Annotated in this window: 18 protein-coding genes; 2 read left to right on the top strand and 16 right to left on the bottom strand. The window is 44.7% G+C overall.

Features of this window, described 5'->3' with window-relative positions:
- Positions 1–95: 95 nt before the first annotated feature.
- The 15 genes from spoVM to LC065_RS15925 all read right to left on the bottom strand — a co-directional run bounded on the left by spoVM (position 96) and on the right by LC065_RS15925 (position 14231).
- The gene (spoVM, locus tag LC065_RS15850; RefSeq protein ID WP_035505439.1) at positions 96–176 is read right to left on the bottom strand and encodes a stage V sporulation protein SpoVM; all 81 of its coding nucleotides are present in this window, start codon (positions 174–176) and stop codon (positions 96–98) included.
- Between the two features lie 48 nt (positions 177–224).
- Entirely contained in the window at positions 225–878 is a 654-nt protein-coding gene (locus LC065_RS15855) for a thiamine diphosphokinase (protein WP_226589268.1), read from the bottom strand.
- A 730-nt stretch (positions 879–1608) separates the two neighbouring features.
- Positions 1609–2262, bottom strand: a complete 654-nt coding sequence (gene rpe / locus LC065_RS15860; RefSeq protein WP_226589266.1) for a ribulose-phosphate 3-epimerase — start codon at positions 2260–2262, stop codon at positions 1609–1611.
- Between the two features lie 2 nt (positions 2263–2264).
- Positions 2265–3146, bottom strand: coding sequence for a ribosome small subunit-dependent GTPase A (gene rsgA / locus LC065_RS15865; RefSeq protein WP_306163549.1), 882 nt, complete (start codon positions 3144–3146; stop codon positions 2265–2267).
- 11 nt (positions 3147–3157) lie between these two features.
- Positions 3158–5212, bottom strand: a complete 2055-nt coding sequence (gene pknB, locus LC065_RS15870; RefSeq protein ID WP_226589263.1) for a Stk1 family PASTA domain-containing Ser/Thr kinase — start codon at positions 5210–5212, stop codon at positions 3158–3160.
- On the bottom strand, positions 5212–5973 hold the full coding sequence (locus tag LC065_RS15875; RefSeq protein ID WP_226589260.1) for a Stp1/IreP family PP2C-type Ser/Thr phosphatase: 762 nt from the start codon (positions 5971–5973) through the stop codon (positions 5212–5214). The genes pknB and LC065_RS15875 overlap by 1 nt, the downstream gene beginning before the upstream one ends.
- A gap of 148 nt (positions 5974–6121) precedes the next feature.
- A complete protein-coding gene (rsmB, locus tag LC065_RS15880) occupies positions 6122–7468 on the bottom strand; it encodes a 16S rRNA (cytosine(967)-C(5))-methyltransferase RsmB (RefSeq protein WP_226589257.1) in 1347 nt (448 codons plus the stop codon).
- A complete protein-coding gene (gene fmt / locus LC065_RS15885; RefSeq protein WP_226589254.1) occupies positions 7461–8408 on the bottom strand; it encodes a methionyl-tRNA formyltransferase in 948 nt (315 codons plus the stop codon). The genes rsmB and fmt overlap by 8 nt, the downstream gene beginning before the upstream one ends.
- A gap of 22 nt (positions 8409–8430) precedes the next feature.
- Positions 8431–10839, bottom strand: a complete 2409-nt coding sequence (priA, locus tag LC065_RS15890; RefSeq protein WP_226589250.1) for a primosomal protein N' — start codon at positions 10837–10839, stop codon at positions 8431–8433.
- On the bottom strand, positions 10836–11354 hold the full coding sequence (locus LC065_RS15895; RefSeq protein ID WP_306163550.1) for a phosphopantothenoylcysteine decarboxylase domain-containing protein: 519 nt from the start codon (positions 11352–11354) through the stop codon (positions 10836–10838). Before LC065_RS15895 ends, priA begins: the two co-directional genes overlap by 4 nt.
- Positions 11351–12043 (bottom strand): bifunctional phosphopantothenoylcysteine decarboxylase/phosphopantothenate--cysteine ligase CoaBC, encoded by a 693-nt coding sequence (coaBC, locus tag LC065_RS15905; protein ID WP_443135248.1) that lies wholly within the window; start codon positions 12041–12043, stop codon positions 11351–11353. Before coaBC ends, LC065_RS15895 begins: the two co-directional genes overlap by 4 nt.
- Before the next feature lie 104 nt (positions 12044–12147).
- Positions 12148–12375, bottom strand: a complete 228-nt coding sequence (gene rpoZ, locus LC065_RS15910; RefSeq protein WP_226589244.1) for a DNA-directed RNA polymerase subunit omega — start codon at positions 12373–12375, stop codon at positions 12148–12150.
- 2 nt (positions 12376–12377) lie between these two features.
- Positions 12378–12992 (bottom strand): guanylate kinase, encoded by a 615-nt coding sequence (gene gmk, locus LC065_RS15915; protein WP_226589241.1) that lies wholly within the window; start codon positions 12990–12992, stop codon positions 12378–12380.
- Positions 12993–13006: 14 nt separating this feature from the next.
- Positions 13007–13270: an extracellular matrix/biofilm regulator RemA gene (remA, locus tag LC065_RS15920; protein WP_027954142.1), complete on the bottom strand. Its 264-nt coding sequence runs from the start codon at positions 13268–13270 to the stop codon at positions 13007–13009.
- A 79-nt stretch (positions 13271–13349) separates the two neighbouring features.
- Positions 13350–14231 carry a YicC/YloC family endoribonuclease gene (locus LC065_RS15925; protein ID WP_306163551.1) on the bottom strand — a complete coding sequence of 294 codons (882 nt, stop codon included), beginning with the start codon at positions 14229–14231 and terminating at the stop codon, positions 13350–13352.
- A 150-nt stretch (positions 14232–14381) separates the two neighbouring features.
- On the opposite strand from LC065_RS15925, the gene LC065_RS15930 reads away from it, so the two are divergent.
- The gene (locus LC065_RS15930) at positions 14382–16097 is read left to right on the top strand and encodes an Rqc2 family fibronectin-binding protein (protein ID WP_226589237.1); all 1716 of its coding nucleotides are present in this window, start codon (positions 14382–14384) and stop codon (positions 16095–16097) included.
- Positions 16098–16200: 103 nt separating this feature from the next.
- Positions 16201–16326, top strand: coding sequence for a hypothetical protein (locus tag LC065_RS15935; protein WP_264187688.1), 126 nt, complete (start codon positions 16201–16203; stop codon positions 16324–16326).
- Between the two features lie 39 nt (positions 16327–16365).
- Here the strand turns inward: LC065_RS15935 and LC065_RS15940 are convergent, their stop codons facing one another.
- A complete protein-coding gene (locus tag LC065_RS15940) occupies positions 16366–18471 on the bottom strand; it encodes an FUSC family protein (RefSeq protein WP_306163552.1) in 2106 nt (701 codons plus the stop codon).
- Positions 18472–18757 lie beyond the last annotated feature (286 nt).

Raw genomic sequence — 18757 nt, forward strand, 5'->3', positions numbered from 1 at the left:
TTTTTTATTTGTCTTAAGATAAGTAAACGGGCACTTGTCATGCTCTCCGGAGCTCAGCCCATGTGTACTCCGGAGTTCTCCATTTTGATTTGGTCCTAATCTTTTTTAAATGTACTTATGACTGCGCGCACTAAACCCCCGACGAACCGTGGGAGTTTGATGGTATAAAATTTCAAAAGAGCCCCCTCCTCCTATATGAACTAATGCGAACTCCCTTATTACCCTCAAGTAGGCAAGTCTGTACTTCTTATTACTAAGAGTATGCCTGACTCAAATGAAAAAGTACCTGTATCTTCAATCAGTCGATTCGAGATGCACAAGGTGGATCCAAATGGCAGATGAGCTTGATCCAAAGGATAATAGAATCCTTTGAGCGTAATCTTCGTCACTTCAAGCGTAACCGGTAAGAAAGAAACATACGGATAAAATTCATCCGCTTCTATCTTATGCTCACCAGCGGGGACTAATTCCACACGATTCTGCCGATCGATGATCGTACTCTTTGTCTTCTCCTTCATGAGAGGATAAAGGAGTTGCATGTTCGCCTGAGAATGATCGATTCGACCACCGGTCACTCCGAATAATAGAATATGCCCTGCCTTCAATCGGAGTGCTTCATTTATAGCTAATTCCAAGTCTGTTTCATCTTTTTCGTCTGGATAAACAAGAACTCGTTTGGATCTCTTCTTTATTTCAGCCAGAGACCGTTCAGATACGGAGTCAAAATCTCCGATGGCAATGTCGGGTTCGACTCCCTGCTCAACAAGAACTTCTGCTCCTTGATCGGCACCGATCCAAATGCATTCTTCACATGCATATTCTTTTAAATCCGGTATGTATGATTTCGGTCCACCACCGACAACAATAACTCTCTTCATATCCATAACATCCTTCCTATACCTTTCACCATAAAAAACATTCCTTCACTGTTTAGGATAAGCTCCCTATTTTTGAGGATTCAGTTTCGAGACTTTTGTTGAGTGGATGGAGGCTGCGGGGAATAGCTCGCTTGCCGCGGGAGCGCGGTGAGCCTCCTCGGACTGCGTCCTGTGGGGTCTCACCATGCACTTTTTTCCCGCAGGAGTCTCGCCATTCCCCTCCGCCCCCTTGCCATATAAGTATCTCGAAACCCCTCCCGGAATAAGTTGCTTTTAACCACATGATAATAGGAGGGGAATCAACTCCCAAGGAAACTATTCTCCATGCGGAAAGCTCGCTATAGAGAGCTTTATGCTTATAACACCAGAATAGTGAAAGTCATCCTGACGCAGTGAAGGGGTTCGTTTCTCTCCTACATCGAAAGGGGCGGTTGGGAAGCTGCGAGACTCCCGTGGGAGAAAGGAGATAGGCGAGATCCCGCAGGGCATCAGCCCGAGGAAGCTCGGCACTCCCCCCACAGGAAAGTGAGTAGCTTCCCAACCGCCCCTGCCGCTCATTCCGGGTAACGAACCCCGAGAGCATATCCAAACTGAGTCTTCCACAATCCTGCTATATACTAAAATAGGACGGTTTCTTCTATTGTAAAATGTAACTTATTTCTCTACTGGATGCCAATAAAAAAAGGGAATAAAAAAACTCAAAGGATCGGGATCCTTTGAGTTTTTCAATTTATTGTGCCGCTTGTCTAATTTCTTCAATCGCTTTTTTACGATCTTCTTGATTGAAGATGGCACTACCGGCAACGAGTACATCAGCTCCTGCAGCTGTACAAAGTTTAGCCGTTTCTGTTTTCACTCCACCATCAATCTCAATTTCGAAGGAAAGCCCTTCTTCTTCCCTCCACTGAGAGATTTGTTCAATTTTCGGTACGACCGACTGGATGAACGATTGTCCCCCGAACCCTGGGTTAACCGTCATCAATAGGACAAGGTCGACATCCTGTAGAATCGGTCGGATCGTTTCTGCTGGAGTAGCCGGGTTGATCACGACCCCAGCTTTTACCCCATGGCTCTTGATCAATTGAATGGTTCTATGGAGATGAGGACATGCTTCCTGATGAACGGTGATGATATCAGATCCCGCTTTGGCGAAAGCTTCAATGTATTGATCTGGATTCTCAATCATCAAGTGGACATCCAGAGGCAAGTCGGTTACCGGACGGATATGGTCCACAATTAATGGACCGATTGTAATGTTAGGAACGAAATGTCCATCCATGACATCCACGTGGATATAATCCGCTCCCCCTCGCTCGACATCCTGGATTTCTTCTCCAAGTTTTGAAAAATCAGAAGCTAGAATAGATGGTGCAATTTTAGTCATGATTAATACCTCGGCTTTCTGTTCTGTATTTCATTTAAAAATTGTAAGTAATGCTCATATCGCTGTTCGGAAATCTCCCCTGCCTCCACGGCTGATTTCACCGCGCACTTGGGTTCTTTATGGTGCAGACACCCACGGAATTTACAGTCGTTCTGCACTTCTACAAACTCGGGAAAACACTCCGGCAGTTGGTCAAGTTCCAATTCTCCGAACTCCAATGAACTAAAGCTAGGGGTATCCGCCACAAGGCCACCCGCAATTTCATAGAGTTCTACGTGTCGTGTCGTATGTTTCCCTCGGCCTAAACTCTCTGAGATTTCATCCGTATCAATGGAAAGTCTAGGGTCAATGGAATTAAGCAGGGACGATTTGCCGACGCCGGACTGGCCAGCAATCACCGTTGTGCGGCCAGCTAGGTGAGATTCGATTTGGTCCATAGATTCCGTATCTTCTACAGCAGATAAAATGACAGGATAGCCGATTTTTTCATACAGCATTTTGTAGCTTTCCATCACTTCCATTTGTGGGGCATCTAGTTGATCTACCTTGGAAATGACAATAAAAGGCTCAATCCTCTTTTCTTCCACAAGTACGAGGAAGCGGTCCAGTAACAAAGCATTGAAATCCGGGTGCACGGCAGAAGTGACGATTAACGCCTGATCAACATTCGATATCGGAGGCCTTACCAACTCATTCTTTCTGTTTTCAATGGATAAGATATATCCTTCTTCCTTATTTTCCGCCTTGAATTCTACGAGATCACCAACTAAAGGAGTGACTTTCTTTTTACGGAAATTCCCCCTTCCCCGACATTGGTAGACCTCTCCTTCACAAAGGACATAATAGAACCCGCTCAATGACTTAATAATTTTTCCTACTGGCATGTTTTCACCTCTTAATACGATACTTCCTCTTCTTTGAAGACTTGTCCGTCTCTCATTACTCGATAGGTTGCTGATTCACCAGGTTCAATAGTAAGAGTGATTTCGTAGGTTTTCGTCTCACTAATCGTTTCACTGATCACCGGTGTGTTCCCGTCTCGTTTTGCATCGTTCACATAAATCAATACTTCCTGACCCTCGGGTTCTGCCTGTTCTCCTTCTTGCTCCCCATCCCCTTGTCCTTCTTCCTCATTGTTCTTTGGTTCATAAGGAACTTCAATAGAAACGGTCTCATCTCTAGGAGGCTTTTGCTCAGGTCCTTTAGAAATTACTAAGTTTACGGTAGATTCTTGCTCTACCTCCGTTTCAGCAACTGGATCTTGACGAATCACATATCCTTCCCTTACCTCATCAGAATTTTGACGGGTCACTTCAACGTTTAAGTTGTTTCTATCTAAGTAATCTGTGGCAAACTTCTCATTTGCTTCCACTAAACTCGCAAGTTGCACTGTAGCAACTCCAGAACTTACACGAAAGGTAACTGTCGTCTCATCTGGAATGACACTCGTGCCAGGGCTTGGACTCACATGAGCAATAATTTCTCCTGCTGGTTGTTCCTCACTTGTCTGTTCAATTAAATCGATTCCACTGTATCCCTTACTTTCCAACTCTTCTTTTACTTGTTCGTAATCTTTGCCCGTATAATCCGGGAAATCCACCCGCTCTTTTCCGTTGCTGAGATAAACGGTAATCTCTGAACCTTCTTTGACAGTCATTCCCGCTTCAGGATCCGTTTCGATGACATCGCCTTCTTCCACTTCATCAGAAAAACGTGTTTCTCTTTTTACAACCAAGTTTAAATCACTGAGTTCACTATAAGCCGTTTCATACTCTTCGCCTGCAAGATCAGGGATTTCCACATCGGCTGGCTGAATGATTCCGGGGATCGTGAATAATGCCACTAGTCCCCCGATCAATAACAATATAATAACGGTAAGGATCCACAGCCATACTTTCCGCTTCTTCTTTTGCTTTTTATCAGCACTCGGTGTATCTGCAGGAGTTGTTTCTTTATAAGTTTTTGTCGGCGATGTCGGGGCTGTAGTGACAGGGTTATGATCACTGGTATTAATAATCGTATCTTCATTGGGAGAGTCCCCATAGGCTTCATTTGTGATGACAGGGATGGCTTTTGTTTTTTCTTCATCTCCATCATCAGGTAATGTGAACACAGGTTCATCTGCCCGATAAGGCTCGAGAGAGGTTTCAATCTCATGTTCCATTTCCAATACCGATTCATACCGGTGAAAAGGATCTTTGGCCGTCGACTTCAAGACGATATTTTCGACACTTTGAGGCAGGTCGGCATTCCACCTTTTCAAAGAAGGCGTTTCATGCTGAAGATGCTTCAAAGCAATCGAGACAGGAGATTCCCCTGAAAAAGGAAGCCTTCCCGTCAGTAATTCGAAAAAAACAATCCCCAGTGAATAGACGTCGGATTTTTTGGTCGCCATCCCTCCCCGCGCTTGTTCCGGAGATAGATAATGAACAGAACCAAGCACAGAGTTGGTCTGAGTCAACGAAGTCGCACTGAGAGCCATGGCAATTCCGAAATCCGTCACTTTCACGTGACCGTAATGATCGATGAGGATGTTCTGAGGTTTGATATCCCTATGAACGATTCCATTGTCATGCGCATGCGCAATCGCTGATGCAATCTGTTTCATAATATCCACCGCTTCAGATACATCGATCGGGCTGTGCTGTTGAATATACTGCTTTAACGTCATCCCATCTACATACTCCATCACCATAAAATAAATGTCGTCTTCTTCTCCAACATCATAAATGTTGACGATATTCGGATGAGAGAGACTCGTAGCTGATTGGGCTTCTCTATGAAAGCGGGCAATAAACTCCTCATCATTCCCGTGTTCCAGTCGCAATACTTTAATGGCGACATCCCTGTCTAGAATCGTATCGTAAGCAAGGTAGACATTCGCCATACCGCCGCCACCGATCATCTCTTGTACACGATAACGGTCATTAAGGAGACGGTTATTCAACATTATTCCGCACCTTCTTTCTCGTCGGAAGAAGGATCATGATGCACGACTGCAAGCGTAATGTTATCTTCCCCTCCACGCTCATTCGCTAGGTCGATCATCTGTTGCGTAAACGACGACCATTCCCCTTCAAATGTTTTCAATTCACTTAATTCTTCATCGCTAACCTTATTTGTTAACCCGTCTGTGCATAAAAGGAGCCGGTCATCCTCTTCGAATCCCATCGTTTTCACATCGGCTGTCAAATCAAATTCAGTCCCAAGCGCCTTTAATAATACGTTTTTTCTAGGATGATGCTCAGCCTGCTCTTCGGTAATCTGACCTGATCGCACAAGTTCGTTCACGAGGGAATGGTCCTCTGTAATCACTTTGAAGCCATAGGCATTAGCAAAATAACAACGGCTGTCTCCAATGTGCCCGATTGTTGCAAATTCTCCTGTACACAACGCAACAACGACAGTCGTTCCCATCCCTGCACATTCTTCATGTTCATTCGCATAGGTTTTAATCTCATTGTTCGCTGAAAGGACCGCTTCTTTAATCCATTTTTCTGCTTCATCAGGAGTCTCAATGAGCTTGGCTTCCTGCCATTTTTTATGTAAATGTGAAGTCGTCATCTGGCTGGCTATATCCCCAGCCTGGTGGCCGCCCATCCCGTCGGCTACGATGGCAAGAACCTGGCCTGCGTCGTTTTTGAAAACCCCGCCGGCATCCTCGTTATGAATTCTGACTTTCCCCTGATCTGTCTCGTAATAACCTATCATGGTCTCACCTGCCTCATATTTATAACTTCGATTAAACATGGGTGTTCATTCTTAGGTGGTGTCCCTCTCATTGCCTTTATGGGAAGGGATCGCAACATTTTGCTATCGCAGATCCCCCCATGGCTTTGCTTTCCATTTCTGTGGTGTCTCACTTCTTCTGTAATCGGGTCAAGAAAAATCCATCCGTATCCCATTCTTGAGGAAAAAGCTGAAGGCCTGTTTCGGAAAGACCCTGTGAACCTTTGAGAGCTTCTGGAAGCTCTTCGAAAAATTCGGGGTCTACTTCAAAGTCCGGATGCTCTTCTAAGAAGTGCTGGACGGCTTCCTCATTTTCATGCCGATCGACCGTACATGTACTATAAAGGAGCTTCCCTCCATCCTTCAAGAGTAGGGCAACTTCTCTAAACAAATCATCCTGAATTTTTCTTAGGGAAAAAATATCTTCTTCTTTTTTATGGTATTTAATGTCCGGCTTGCCACGTAATACTCCCAGGCCGGAACACGGGGCATCCAGTAAGATACGGTCAAACGTGGCTGCTGCATGTTTTTCTCTCAGTTTCCTTGAATCTGCCTGTCCTGCTGTAATCGAGGTAAGTTGAAGCTGTTCAGCCTTTTTGCTTACGAGCTTCGCCTTTTTATCGTGAAGGTCGTAAGCAACGACTTCCCCTTCATCTTCCATCTTTTCAGCGATATGCGTCGTTTTACCTCCAGGGGCACTGCAGGCATCCAGCACCGTCAATCCCTTTTCAAGATCCATCATTTCAGCTACAAGCATGGAACTCTGGTCTTGAACTGTCACATACCCTTCTTTGAAAAGAGAATGGGAGAGAATCGCTCCTTCATGTACAAGGAAGCCTTGAGGGGAGAGAGTACTCTCTTCCACTTTAAATCCATCTTCCTGCAGCTGCCTCATCGCCTCTTCACGCGAAATTCTGAGCGGCTGGACTCTCAGCGACATAGGAAGGTGTTGATTGTTCGCTTCACACATCGCTTTTGTCGTTTCAAATCCGTACTGTTCGACCCAGCGATTCACGAGCCATTGAGGATGACTGGTTTCAGTCGCCATTCGCTCCACAGGGTCTTCAATTTTATCCAGGCTCTGGACTCCTTTGCGCTGGACGTTCCGAAGCACTCCGTTCATAAATGAAGAAATCCCTTTATGTCCGCGCTTCTTGGAGATTTCCACGGCTTCATGGATGATGGCGTGATCCGGCACTCTTTCAAGAAAGATCATCTGGTATACAGACATATAAAGCAGCCAACGGACCCATGGCTTTATTTTCTTCTGCTTGGCAATATAAGGCTGGATGGAATAGTGGATCAAATCCCTGCGTTGAAGGGTTCCGTATACGATTTCAGTTAACAGTGCACCATCCTGGCGGGAAAGTTTTTGCTTAGAAATTTCCCGGTCTAATAAAACGTGACTGAATCCGCCCTGTTCTCCAATTCGGGTAAGAAGATCAAGGGCTGACTCTCTTAATGCATACTTAGTCATCCGTCTCACCCAGGCGTTCGCCGACCTGCAAGGACTGACCAGCTCCATTAATAAACGCCTGCCCGTCCATCTTTTTCTTTCCAGAAGGTTGAAGGGAAACGACTTTTACGGCTTTATTTCCGCCTGTTGTGACAAGAAAACCGTCTTCATCGATTCTTACAACTGTCCCAGGGGCTGCCTCAAAGGTATCTTCCACTTTTTCAATCCACCAGACTTTCATAGGCTTGCCGTTCCAATACGTGTAAGCGACCGGCCATGGATGAAGTCCACGTACATGATTATAAACCGTTTGTTGATCCCTGCCCCAATCGATAAGCTCCTGTTCCCTTTTAATATTGGAAGCAAAAGTTACTTTGGATTCATCCTGCTCTTCCGGCGTGATATCTCCGCTCAATAACTTCGGTAGCGTGTCCGCCAACAAGTCCGCTCCGGCAACAGAGAGTTTATCATGAAGCGTTCCTACATGATCATCGTCTTCGATCGGCACCGTCACTTTAGAAAGCATATCTCCTGCATCGAGACGTTTGAACATATACATGATGGTGACTCCTGTCTCTTTCTTTCCTTCAAGAATGCTGTAATGGATGGGTGCACCGCCTCGGAATTCAGGCAGTAAGGATGCATGGACATTAATACAGCCATGTTTCGGCTCTTTGAGTAAAGCTTCCGGTAAAATTTGTCCGAAGGCAGCGGTTACGATCAAGTCGGGATCGTAAGCAAGAACTTCTTGATATTCTTCTTTGATTTTTTCTGGTTGAAATACTGGGATCCCGTGTTTTTCCGCCGCTACTTTGACTGGAGGAGGGGTCATCGTTTTCTTTCTCCCTTTCGGTCGGTCCGGTTGTGTAATAACGAGGACAACCTCATACCCCTCTTCAATGATGCGGTCAAGGACAGGTACGGCGAAATCCGGTGTCCCCATAAATGCGATTCGTGTCATGACTTTGTTGCTCCCTTCTTGCTTACATCAGCTGATACGGTTGGAAATCCACCGTGATCTGCAAACCATTTTCTTGTTTCATTTCATCTTCGTAATAGTGCAATATCCGTTCAACGAACTTTCGCTGCTCAGGTTCCTTCTTGTATTTTATCATGCATTGATAGCGATATCTATTATTGATCCTGGTGAGCGCAGAAGGAGTAGGCCCGAGGACATAAGATTGGTCGGAAAGCTTCTGCTGCATGAACATGGTGATTTTCTGTGTCACTTCCTGCACTTTCAATTGGTTGGGGTGTGAAATTGTAAAAAGTGTCAAGAAGAAATATGGCGGATAGCGGAAAGCTTTCCTCAATTTCATTTCTTCATTGAAGAATTGTTCGTAATCATATTGGCTGGCAAGCTCAATACTGTAATGTTCCGGTGTATAGGTTTGGACGACGACTTCTCCGGGCTTCTCATGTCTGCCTGCCCTTCCGCTTACCTGGGTGAGCAATTGGAATGTTTTTTCTGATGCACGAAAATCAGGCAGGTTGAGGAGGGCATCGGCGGCAAGAACACCGACAAGGGTCACGTTTCCAAAGTCCAGACCTTTAGCGATCATCTGCGTGCCGAGTAGGATATCCGCTTGTCCTTCTCCGAACTTTTTAAGCAGCCGTTCGTGGGCTCCTTTTCTTCTCGTTGTATCAACGTCCATGCGAATCACACGAGCTTCCGGGATCAACTCCTGAAGCGCCTCTTCCACTTTTTGTGTCCCTGTACCGAAATAGCGGATGGTTTTGCTCTCACATTCCGGACACTCTGTCGGCATTGGTTCTTCATGGGAACAATAGTGGCATTTCAGGCGATTCTGCCTCTTATGATATGTGAGTGCAATGTCACAGTGCGGGCACTCACTCACGTGACCGCAGTCCCTGCACATGACGAAGGTCGAATAGCCACGTCTATTGAGAAAAAGAACGACCTGCTCCCCACGGGAAAGCCTTTCTTCGATTTTTTCTTTCAGCGCGATTGAAAACATGGAACGGTTTCCACTATGAAGTTCCTCTCTCATATCAACGAGATCCACCGCCGGCATGACCGCTTCATTCATACGCTTCTTCATCGTCAACAGCTGATAATTGCCTTTCACAGCTCTGGCATAACTTTCAAGAGCTGGTGTAGCACTGCCTAAAACGACCGGACATTGATGAGTTTTTCCCCTTTCGATGGCGACATCTCTCGCATGATAACGTGTCCGGTCTTCCTGCTTATAACTCGTTTCATGTTCTTCATCAATGATGATTAAGCCGATGTTTGTAAACGGAGCGAAGATGGCAGACCTTGCTCCGACCACGACCTGGACTTCCTTGCGCTGGATCTTCCGCCATTCATCGTATTTTTCCCCCGCAGACAAAGCACTGTGAAGGACGGCGACCTTTGAGCCGAATCTCCCTTTAAAGCGTTCAACCATTTGCGGAGTCAATGCAATTTCAGGTACAAGCATGATGGCTTCCTCGCCCTTATCAATCACTTCCTGAATGGACTGCAAATACACTTCGGTTTTTCCACTTCCGGTCACTCCATGAAGAAGAAAAACATCATGTATTTTTTCTTCGATGGTTTTAAGAATCGGCTGTATGGCTGTTTCCTGTTCTGTTGTCAAAGGGAAAGGTTCCGTTCGATCAAAGTCGCGATCACCGTAAGGATCCCTGAAAACTTCCTGCTTGAATTCACGAATCATTCCCTGTTCGATCAACGGCTTCAAAGAGGCAGGAGTTGTTGATAATAGATCCAAAAGCTTCTTCTTCTGTAAGGCTTCTGGGTATTCCAGGAAATACTCGACAATCGTGCGTTGTTTTTTAGCTTGCGGTGAAAGATCTTCCAGCTTTTCCTCAAGCTCCATTGGATTTAATTGTGGCTCCACCATCGTCATTGTTTTTTTCGTTTCCCGACTTTTCACTTCATAATGAACATCAACTTCCCCATCATTCATGTGTTTACGAAGGGTGTGGTAACCGATGCCCGATTGTTCAAACTCCTCAAAATCCACAACCGCACGCCCATCAAAAAATGCCTCAAGTTCAGAATCGAGCGGCTCTTCGGTGAGTTTCCATAACTCTTTACGATACTTGGCTTTCATGACTTGAGGGAGCATAACCTGTAGACAGGATATATAGTAGCTCAACGTATTTTTAGATAACCATTTCCCGAGTTGAAGGAGTTCTTCGGTCAACGTAGGGATAACGTCAAGTACATCCGTTATTTTTTTTACGGAGGAAAAAGAACTCGTTTCTGAAAGAGAGATGACATACCCTAAGATCTTACGTGGTCCGAATGGTACGATGACCCGTACGCCTGGTTGAACAATTCCTTTGAACTTTTCAGGTATTTCATAATCGAAGGGCCGGTTCGTATTTTGTGAGGGTACATCGACAATGACGTTAGCAATCAAAGATTTCCACTCTCCATCTCACCACTAGCCATAAGGAGAATATTCTCAGCGAGGTCCTCTTTGCTCATCAAAGGGTATGCCACTTCTTCTCCTTTTTTGGTAATGACCAGCGAGGCATTGGTATCCGTGCCAAACCCTACCCCCTCTTCAGAAACGTTATTGATGACAATAGCATCGAGGTTCTTTTTCTCCAACTTCTGTCTGCCATACTGCTCCACATCTGTCGTTTCTGCAGCAAATCCAACTAAGTACTGGTGTTCTTTTCGTTCTCCGAGTTCCATTAATATATCTTTCGTCCGTTCCATCTCGACGATATAATCCCCTGGTTTTTTCTTCATTTTTTGATCGTACGTCACTTTCGGACGGTAATCCGCTACGGCCGCCGATTTGATGACAAGGTCCTGATCAGGGTAAGCTTTCAGAACTTCCTCATGCATTTCCTGTGCGGTCGTAATTTGGATGACATTTACTCCAACTGGAGGATCGAGGGCCACTTGTCCTGAAACGAGCGTCACTTCAGCGCCAAGCTGCTTGGCTTTTTTTCGCTAATGCATATCCCATTTTGCCTGTCGATGGATTGGTGAAGAAACGCACGGGGTCGATCTGCTCGCGTGTAGGACCGGCCGTTATAAGTACTTTTTTTACCATTGAGAGGTTGCGGTCGTTGATACTCTTTCTGAAGCACACCGACAATTGTTTCCGGCTCCTCTAAACGTCCTTTTCCTACATAACCGCAGGCAAGATAACCTTCGCCAGGCTCTATAAAGCGGAAGCCCCACTCATCAAGCTGCTTCAAATTCTTCATCACAGCCGGGTGACTGTACATATGGACATTCATTGCAGGAGCAATATAAACAGGTGCCTCGGTTGCAAGTAAGGTTGTCGAGAGCATGTCATCGGCCAGACCATTCGCAAGTTTTCCAATCACATTTGCAGTCGCGGGAGCGATTAAAAAGAGGTCCGCCCAGTCAGCGACATCAATATGCTGGATTTGAGAAGAATCTTGTTCATCGAAGGTATCGGTATAAACAGGCTGTCTAGATAATGCTTGAAAAGTAGTCGGAGCGACAAATTTTTGCGCGCTGTTTGTCATGATTACTTTAACAACGGCCCCTGCTTGGACAAGTTTGCTTGTTAAAGCGGCTGCTTTATAGGCGGCGATTCCGCCTGATACTCCTAAGACGATCTTTTTTCCATTCAACATCTGAGAGACCCCTTTACTTGAAAAATGTTGTCACTAAAACACGTAGGAAAAGCCGCGCTGATTCAATTAAGAAGCGCGGCTTTTCCTACGTCGTTTCGATGTTCTTATGTGGTTTCTGTTCGTTCTTGGATTTCATCCGCTTCAATATAGTGCAATTTGCCATCGCGGATTTCTTCAAGCGCCACACCAACCTGCTGGTGGGATGTCGGATGATCGATCATCGGCGCACTTCCTTGTTTCAATTCACGCGCACGTCTTGCAGATAGCGTAACAAGCGTATATTTGGATTTGATCTGTTTCTGTAGGGAATCAATGGATGGTTCTAACATCATGATTATTCATCCTCCAATGCTTTTTTATATTGATGGGCGACACGTTCACGTTTGCAGTGTTCACTGGCAACGATTGATTTTACTTTCGTCACAGCATTGTCAATCTGATCGTTCACGACGACATAATCATACGCATCCATCATATCAATTTCTTCTTTTGCTGCCTTCAGGCGGTTTTTCACTTTGTCTTCTGTTTCCGTGCCACGATTGACAATCCTGTCTTTCAATTCTTCCAAAGAAGGTGGAATTAAAAAGACGAACACGCCTTCCGGGAAGTTTTCCCTTACTTTGAGCGCTCCCTGAACTTCAATTTCCAAAAAGACATCTTTGCCTTCGTTCAAGGTCTTCTCCACGTATTGACGGGGAGTTCCATAGTAGTTTCCCACATATTCTGCATGTTCAATCAGTTGGCCTTCACTGATTAATTTCTCAAATTCATCTCTGGATTTGAAGAAATAATCGACGCCGTCCACTTCGCCTTCCCGTGGATCACGAGTCGTCATGGATATGGAATAGCGCAAATCTGTCGATTGTTCAAATAATGCTTTACGTACCGTACCTTTCCCGACACCTGATGGGCCGGAAAGGATGAATAAAATACCTTTCTGATCAATCACTGCAAAAAGTCCTCCTAGTTTTCATCTGAGATCTCGTCGTTACTGATGACACGCTGCCCGACGGTTTCCGGCTGGACGGCTGAAAGGACGACATGATCACTATCTGTAATGATGACCGCACGCGTACGGCGGCCATATGTAGCATCTACTAATTTATTATTGTCACGGGCGACCGTGATGATACGTTTGATCGGAGCGGATTCAGGCGAAACAATAGAAATAATACGATTCGCAGATACGACGTTTCCAAAACCGATATTAATTAATTTCAAGCTCAAAGCTGACTCCTCCTTCTTCTGACCAAGCACTTTCTTGACTACCTCTATTATATGAAAAAACTAGGCATAAACACAATTGTTATTCAACATTTTGTACTTGTTCTTTCACCTTTTCAATTTCGCTTTTCAAATTCACAACCATTTCCGTCAGTTTGCCGTCATTGGATTTCGATCCGATTGTATTCACTTCCCGGTGCATTTCCTGCACAATAAAATCGAGTCTTCTTCCAACAGGCTCTTCCATGGAAAGGGTGTCCTCAAATTGGACGAAGTGGGACTGTAGTCTTGTCAACTCTTCGGTGACGTCCCCTTTTTCTGCAAGCAAAGCGACTTCATGGAGGATTTTTGTTTCATCGGGCCTGATTTGTTCTTTGGTGTATTCTTCTACGCGGGTCCGAATCCTCTCTTTATACTCTTCGATTACCATCGGCCGCCTCTCGTCCAGGCTGCTCAGCCATGATCGGACTTTAGCGATGCGTTTTTCAAGATCTTCATACAGCTCCTGACCTTCTTTCGCCCGCATCTCTACAAGCTGTCTGGCAGCGTTATCCATGGCCTCTAATAAAGCCACCTTCAACTCATCCGTATCGTTTTCCATTTCTTTTTCCGAAAAAACGTAGTCTAACTTGGATACCATATCAATAGAAATATCCCCCGTCAAATCGTGGCGGTGCTGGATATCCTTCAAATGGGTGATATATTGATTGACAATTCCCCAATTAACATCGATTTTCTTTGCCACTAATTCTTCTGCTTCAATTGTTACAAAGATATCGATGCGCCCCCTTGCTAACCGACTTTTGACGACTTGTTTCAGCCGCTCTTCCAAAAACAGCAAGGCGTGAGGCATCTTGGTTGTTATATCCAAAAATCGGTGATTCACCGATCGGATTTCTACATGAATCTTTGATTCACCGGTTTCCACCGTACTCTTTCCATACCCTGTCATACTTTTTAACAATACGATCATCACCTATATGTAAAATGAATTCAACACCTATTTTAGCAAATGAATGGTTGGTGTTGCGAATGTTTGGCTTTACGTGATGAAAAATCTTAGAATAACGAGCTTTACTCATGCTATACTTCTAACAGTAGAGAGGTGAAGACGATGTCTTTTGACGGAATTGTAACCCGGGCGATCACGAACGAATTGAATGAAACGATCCAGACCGGGCGTATTATGAAAATTTATCAGCCAACCGAAACGGAGCTCGTATTTACGATCCGTTCCAATCGAAAAAAACATACGCTATTGTTGTCCGCACACCCGAGCTATGCTCGCTTCCATTTGACGGATGATCAATATCATAACCCTAAAGAACCACCTATGCTGTGCATGCTTCTCAGGAAGCATTTGGTCGGTGGTTTTATTGAACGTATTGAACAGGTAGACATGGAAAGGATTGTAAAGTTCCATATCCGAACCCGCAACGAAGTCGGGGATGAAACAATGAAAACGCTCATTATTGAAGTGATGGGGAAACACTCCAACATCCTGCTTGTGGATGAAGAAGAAGGACATATGCTCGACAGCATCAAACATTTACCCCCTTCCCAAAACCGGCACCGAACGATTATGCCTGGACAGCCTTATAAACTCCCACCAGAACAAGGAAAAATCAACCCTGTTGACCTTGAACCAGAAGATTTCATCAGGAAATTGGACTTCAACTCAGGCAAAATGGATAAACAAATTTTGAATGTGGTGATGGGTTTTTCACCTATGGTGACGAAGGAAATAGTGCATCGCGCTGGACTCGGCGGGGCACAAGCCGTAAAAGAAGCTTACCGGGAGATTCGAGAAATTATCCTGAATCACGCGTATGAGCCACAAATCCATCGGACAGAAAAAGAGCAGTTCTATGTCATTCCATTACATGCCTTTTCAGATGGTGTGGAAAAATTCGAAAGCGTCAGTGCGATGCTGGATGATTACTATTCAGGGAAAGCAGAGCGTGACCGTGTTAAGCAACAGGCAGGCGATTTGCACCGTTTCTTGAAAAATGAACGGGATAAAAACAAACGAAAAATTAAAAAACACGAAACAACGCTGAAAAAATCGGAGTCAGCCGAAGAATACCAGAAGCTCGGCGAACTGTTGACTGCTCATATGCATATGGTCAAAACAGGAGACGAATCGGTGACGGTCGTTGACTACTACGATCCCGATCAATCAGAAATGACGATTGAACTCAATCCTAATAAAACACCGAGTGAAAATGCACAAAGCTATTTTCAAACGTACACGAAACTGAAGAAATCCAAAGAAGTCGTGCAAAAAGAAATTCAAAAAGCAGAAGATGAAATTCTTTATTTCGACCGTCTCCTTCAACAAGTAGAATCGGCTAGGGAAGAAGACATCGAAGAAATTCGAGAAGAACTGCGTGAACAAGGGTACTTAAAGAAAAAGCCGGCTGCAAAAGGGAACCGTAAGAACAAACCCCAGAAACCGAAACCGGAAAGTTTTGAGTCGACGGATGGGACCTTGATTTATGTAGGTCGAAACAACAAGCAAAACGAATATTTAACCAACCGAATGGCAAACAAAATGGATATTTGGCTACATGCTAAAGATATTCCCGGCTCCCATGTCGTCATTCGAGACGAAGATCCGAGCGAAGATACGTTGTTTGAAGCCGCCCAGCTTGCTGCGAATTTCAGTAAATCCAGCAAGTCCTCCTCCGTTCCAGTAGACTACACGCGTATCCGGCATGTGAAGAAGCCGTCAGGAGCGAAACCCGGGTTCGTCACTTATGATCAGCAACAGACATTGTTCGTGACACCTGATTCAACTTTCATTAAAAAGTTAAAGAAAAAAGACTGACATGATCCCTGTGCCTATAAATGGCACAGGGATTTTCACATACTACAGGCCCGGATAACAAATAATACAAAGGCAACTGAATACGATTAAGGAGGTTGCTGTTATGCCGAAGAATTCAAAATCGAAACGCAATCCGAAAAAGAGCAGAGATGCTGTTCAACCAGCTTCTGGAGAAGAACGTATTACGATCTCCAAAGCTGGAGAAAATCCTTACGATCGTAAAAGATAAATGCAAAGCAGCACGTGTGACATTTCACACGTGCTGCTTTTAATCTTCCATCCGTTCTACTGTATCAAGCCCCATCCTTTCTCCAACAGCAAGCAAAGCTTGATTGATTTTCCAAATATAAAACAAGTGGTGGACAATATCTCCCTGCTCTTCCTTATGTCCTGGTGCAAACCGTTCAATCATTTCCCGCTCATGTTGAAGCCTAAATAATTGCCCGCTTATGACCTCGCCAGTCAAGACTGCCATGATTGTGCGAATGTTGTGCTTGTACACCTTCTCCGTACGTTTGAGGGCCTGTGTAATTTCTTCTGAATGATGAAAATCCTTTTGATACGTAGAAGCCACTAACTGTTTCGCATAATAATTAATAGCCGTAAACGACATCAGCAGCCGGGGTATACCTGAGTATTTATTAGCTCCAGGTCTTTGCAGTGCAGGTTTTGCATCCTCTTCAAGCAGCTGAATCTTTTCATCCATTTGAAAAGCGAGATCCGCCAGCCCCTTCATGCTTTCTGAACGGCGGAACTTTCGAATGTATGACAAGATATAATCCTCTAGACTCTCTAAGTACTCCACCAGCTGCTCCTTCATTTTATCCAGCGTCCGTGTAGGAAAAATGAAGGCAGCGGCCGCTAGTGCAATACCAGCTCCAGCAATCGTGTCGACCACCCGTCCAACAAGCAATGAATAACTGATTCCGCCCAAAATGAGGTCGTACATGAAGGCGATGAGCATCGTGATAAACATACTCATAACGGTGTAGGAAACGGGAAGCATATAGAAAGCAAAAAAGATGACTGCAAAGATGAGACCGACTTCCAGTTCTGATTGTCCTGACACAGATTTTGCCAAAATGAAACCTATAATGGCCCCTGCAACCGTCCCGATCGATCTTTCCAGACCTTTCAAATAGGTGCGCCCAACGGTCGGGGTCCCCAATTGGACGATAAACGTCGTTAACAATACCCAATAGGGTTGGATAGGAGAAATCAAATGGCCGACAATCACAGCGATTGTTCCGGCAATCACCGATTGTATCGCTTTTTTTGTTGAAGGCTCCATCCCCTTCTCTTTATCTTCCTCATCTTGTACTACTTCTTCTACGAACGATTGATCACCTGGATGGTCTCCGCCACTATATCTAATGGCGAGGGCTCCTTCCGTCACATGCGTAGCAATCGCCTCGATACGCCGGAGCAGATACAGCCACCCTTCCGGCCTCGTTTCATGTTCACCAAACCTTTGGTCGATCATCTTTCTCAAAGCGATGACTACTCGTTCGGCTTCAGAAAGGTGCCTCTCTTCCTTTTCCATTTTAAGTACTTCTGCCTTTTGCAACGTCTGAATGAGTTGAAAGAGAATGGAACGGAGTTCTTCTGTCTCCAGTGCTCCACTTTCTTTCAATTTTTCCAAACTATCCGAAAGGGTCATGACAAACATAGCCGTATCGAACACATATAATCGTAATTGTTCCGTACGGACTCCCGGCCAGACTTCTCTAATATTCTGTGCATTCAAGTCCGTGGAAACATGATTGGCATAGTCTCTCAACTTTTTCACATTCTCCGTTAGTTTTTTTGAACGAATCTGATTCGTTTCAGGATCCTTAACGACATCTGCTAACAATTCAAAGGTCAGGTTCGCCTGCCTATGAAAAGATTGGAGACTACGCTTAAGCTGTTGAGCCGTATCTCTGAAAATGATGAAATTATATAAGAATGCGTAGGTGATGCCGATACAAATCGCACCGTAAAACCAAGGGAATTGTTCGGGAGGAAGTTTTAAAAAGGAAGAAAAGTAGACGGTTATAAATCCAATCATACCTAAAGAAAAATAACGACTACCGAATTTAGAAAAATAAAAGCTGCAAAAGATGATCAAGATCATGAACATGGATACGAGAACGGCACTCCAGGATAGTAAAGACCCAAGCGTCACTCCGCTGATTGCGGAAAAGGGAAGCAAAAGTGTCGTCCCCTGCTTTTCCTTTTTCGTATCATCCATCACCGCCATGATCCCCAGCAGCCCGCATACACCTGAAATGATAGCAGGAAGAAGCGGCTGTTGCCCGAGCAGGTTCAAGACCAGTAAAGTAGTGAAAACAGCCGAGATCACACTGAGCGTGGCTTTCCCTGCCTGCTGCAACCGTTTATTTCATGGATCTGAAGCCAGCATTCTCTTGAACCAATACGATTGTCTTCCTATTTCATACATAGAACAATTCCTCCTCTCTTCTGTTTTTTTATGTAGTGGATCGATCCCATTATCAAATATGTATCACTTTTTTCTATAAGTTCGCACAACCCTATTCCTTTATTCGTAAGAGTAACGACAGGATAGATAAAGATAAATTATAGAGTGCACTCCCCCATCTGTCAAAGATAAAGCAGCCTTTCTTAAGCGTTTATCCTACTATCTTTATATAATATAA

The sequence above is a fragment of the Halobacillus litoralis genome, from assembly GCF_020524085.2.
Classification (GTDB): domain Bacteria; phylum Bacillota; class Bacilli; order Bacillales; family Halobacillaceae; genus Halobacillus; species Halobacillus litoralis_E.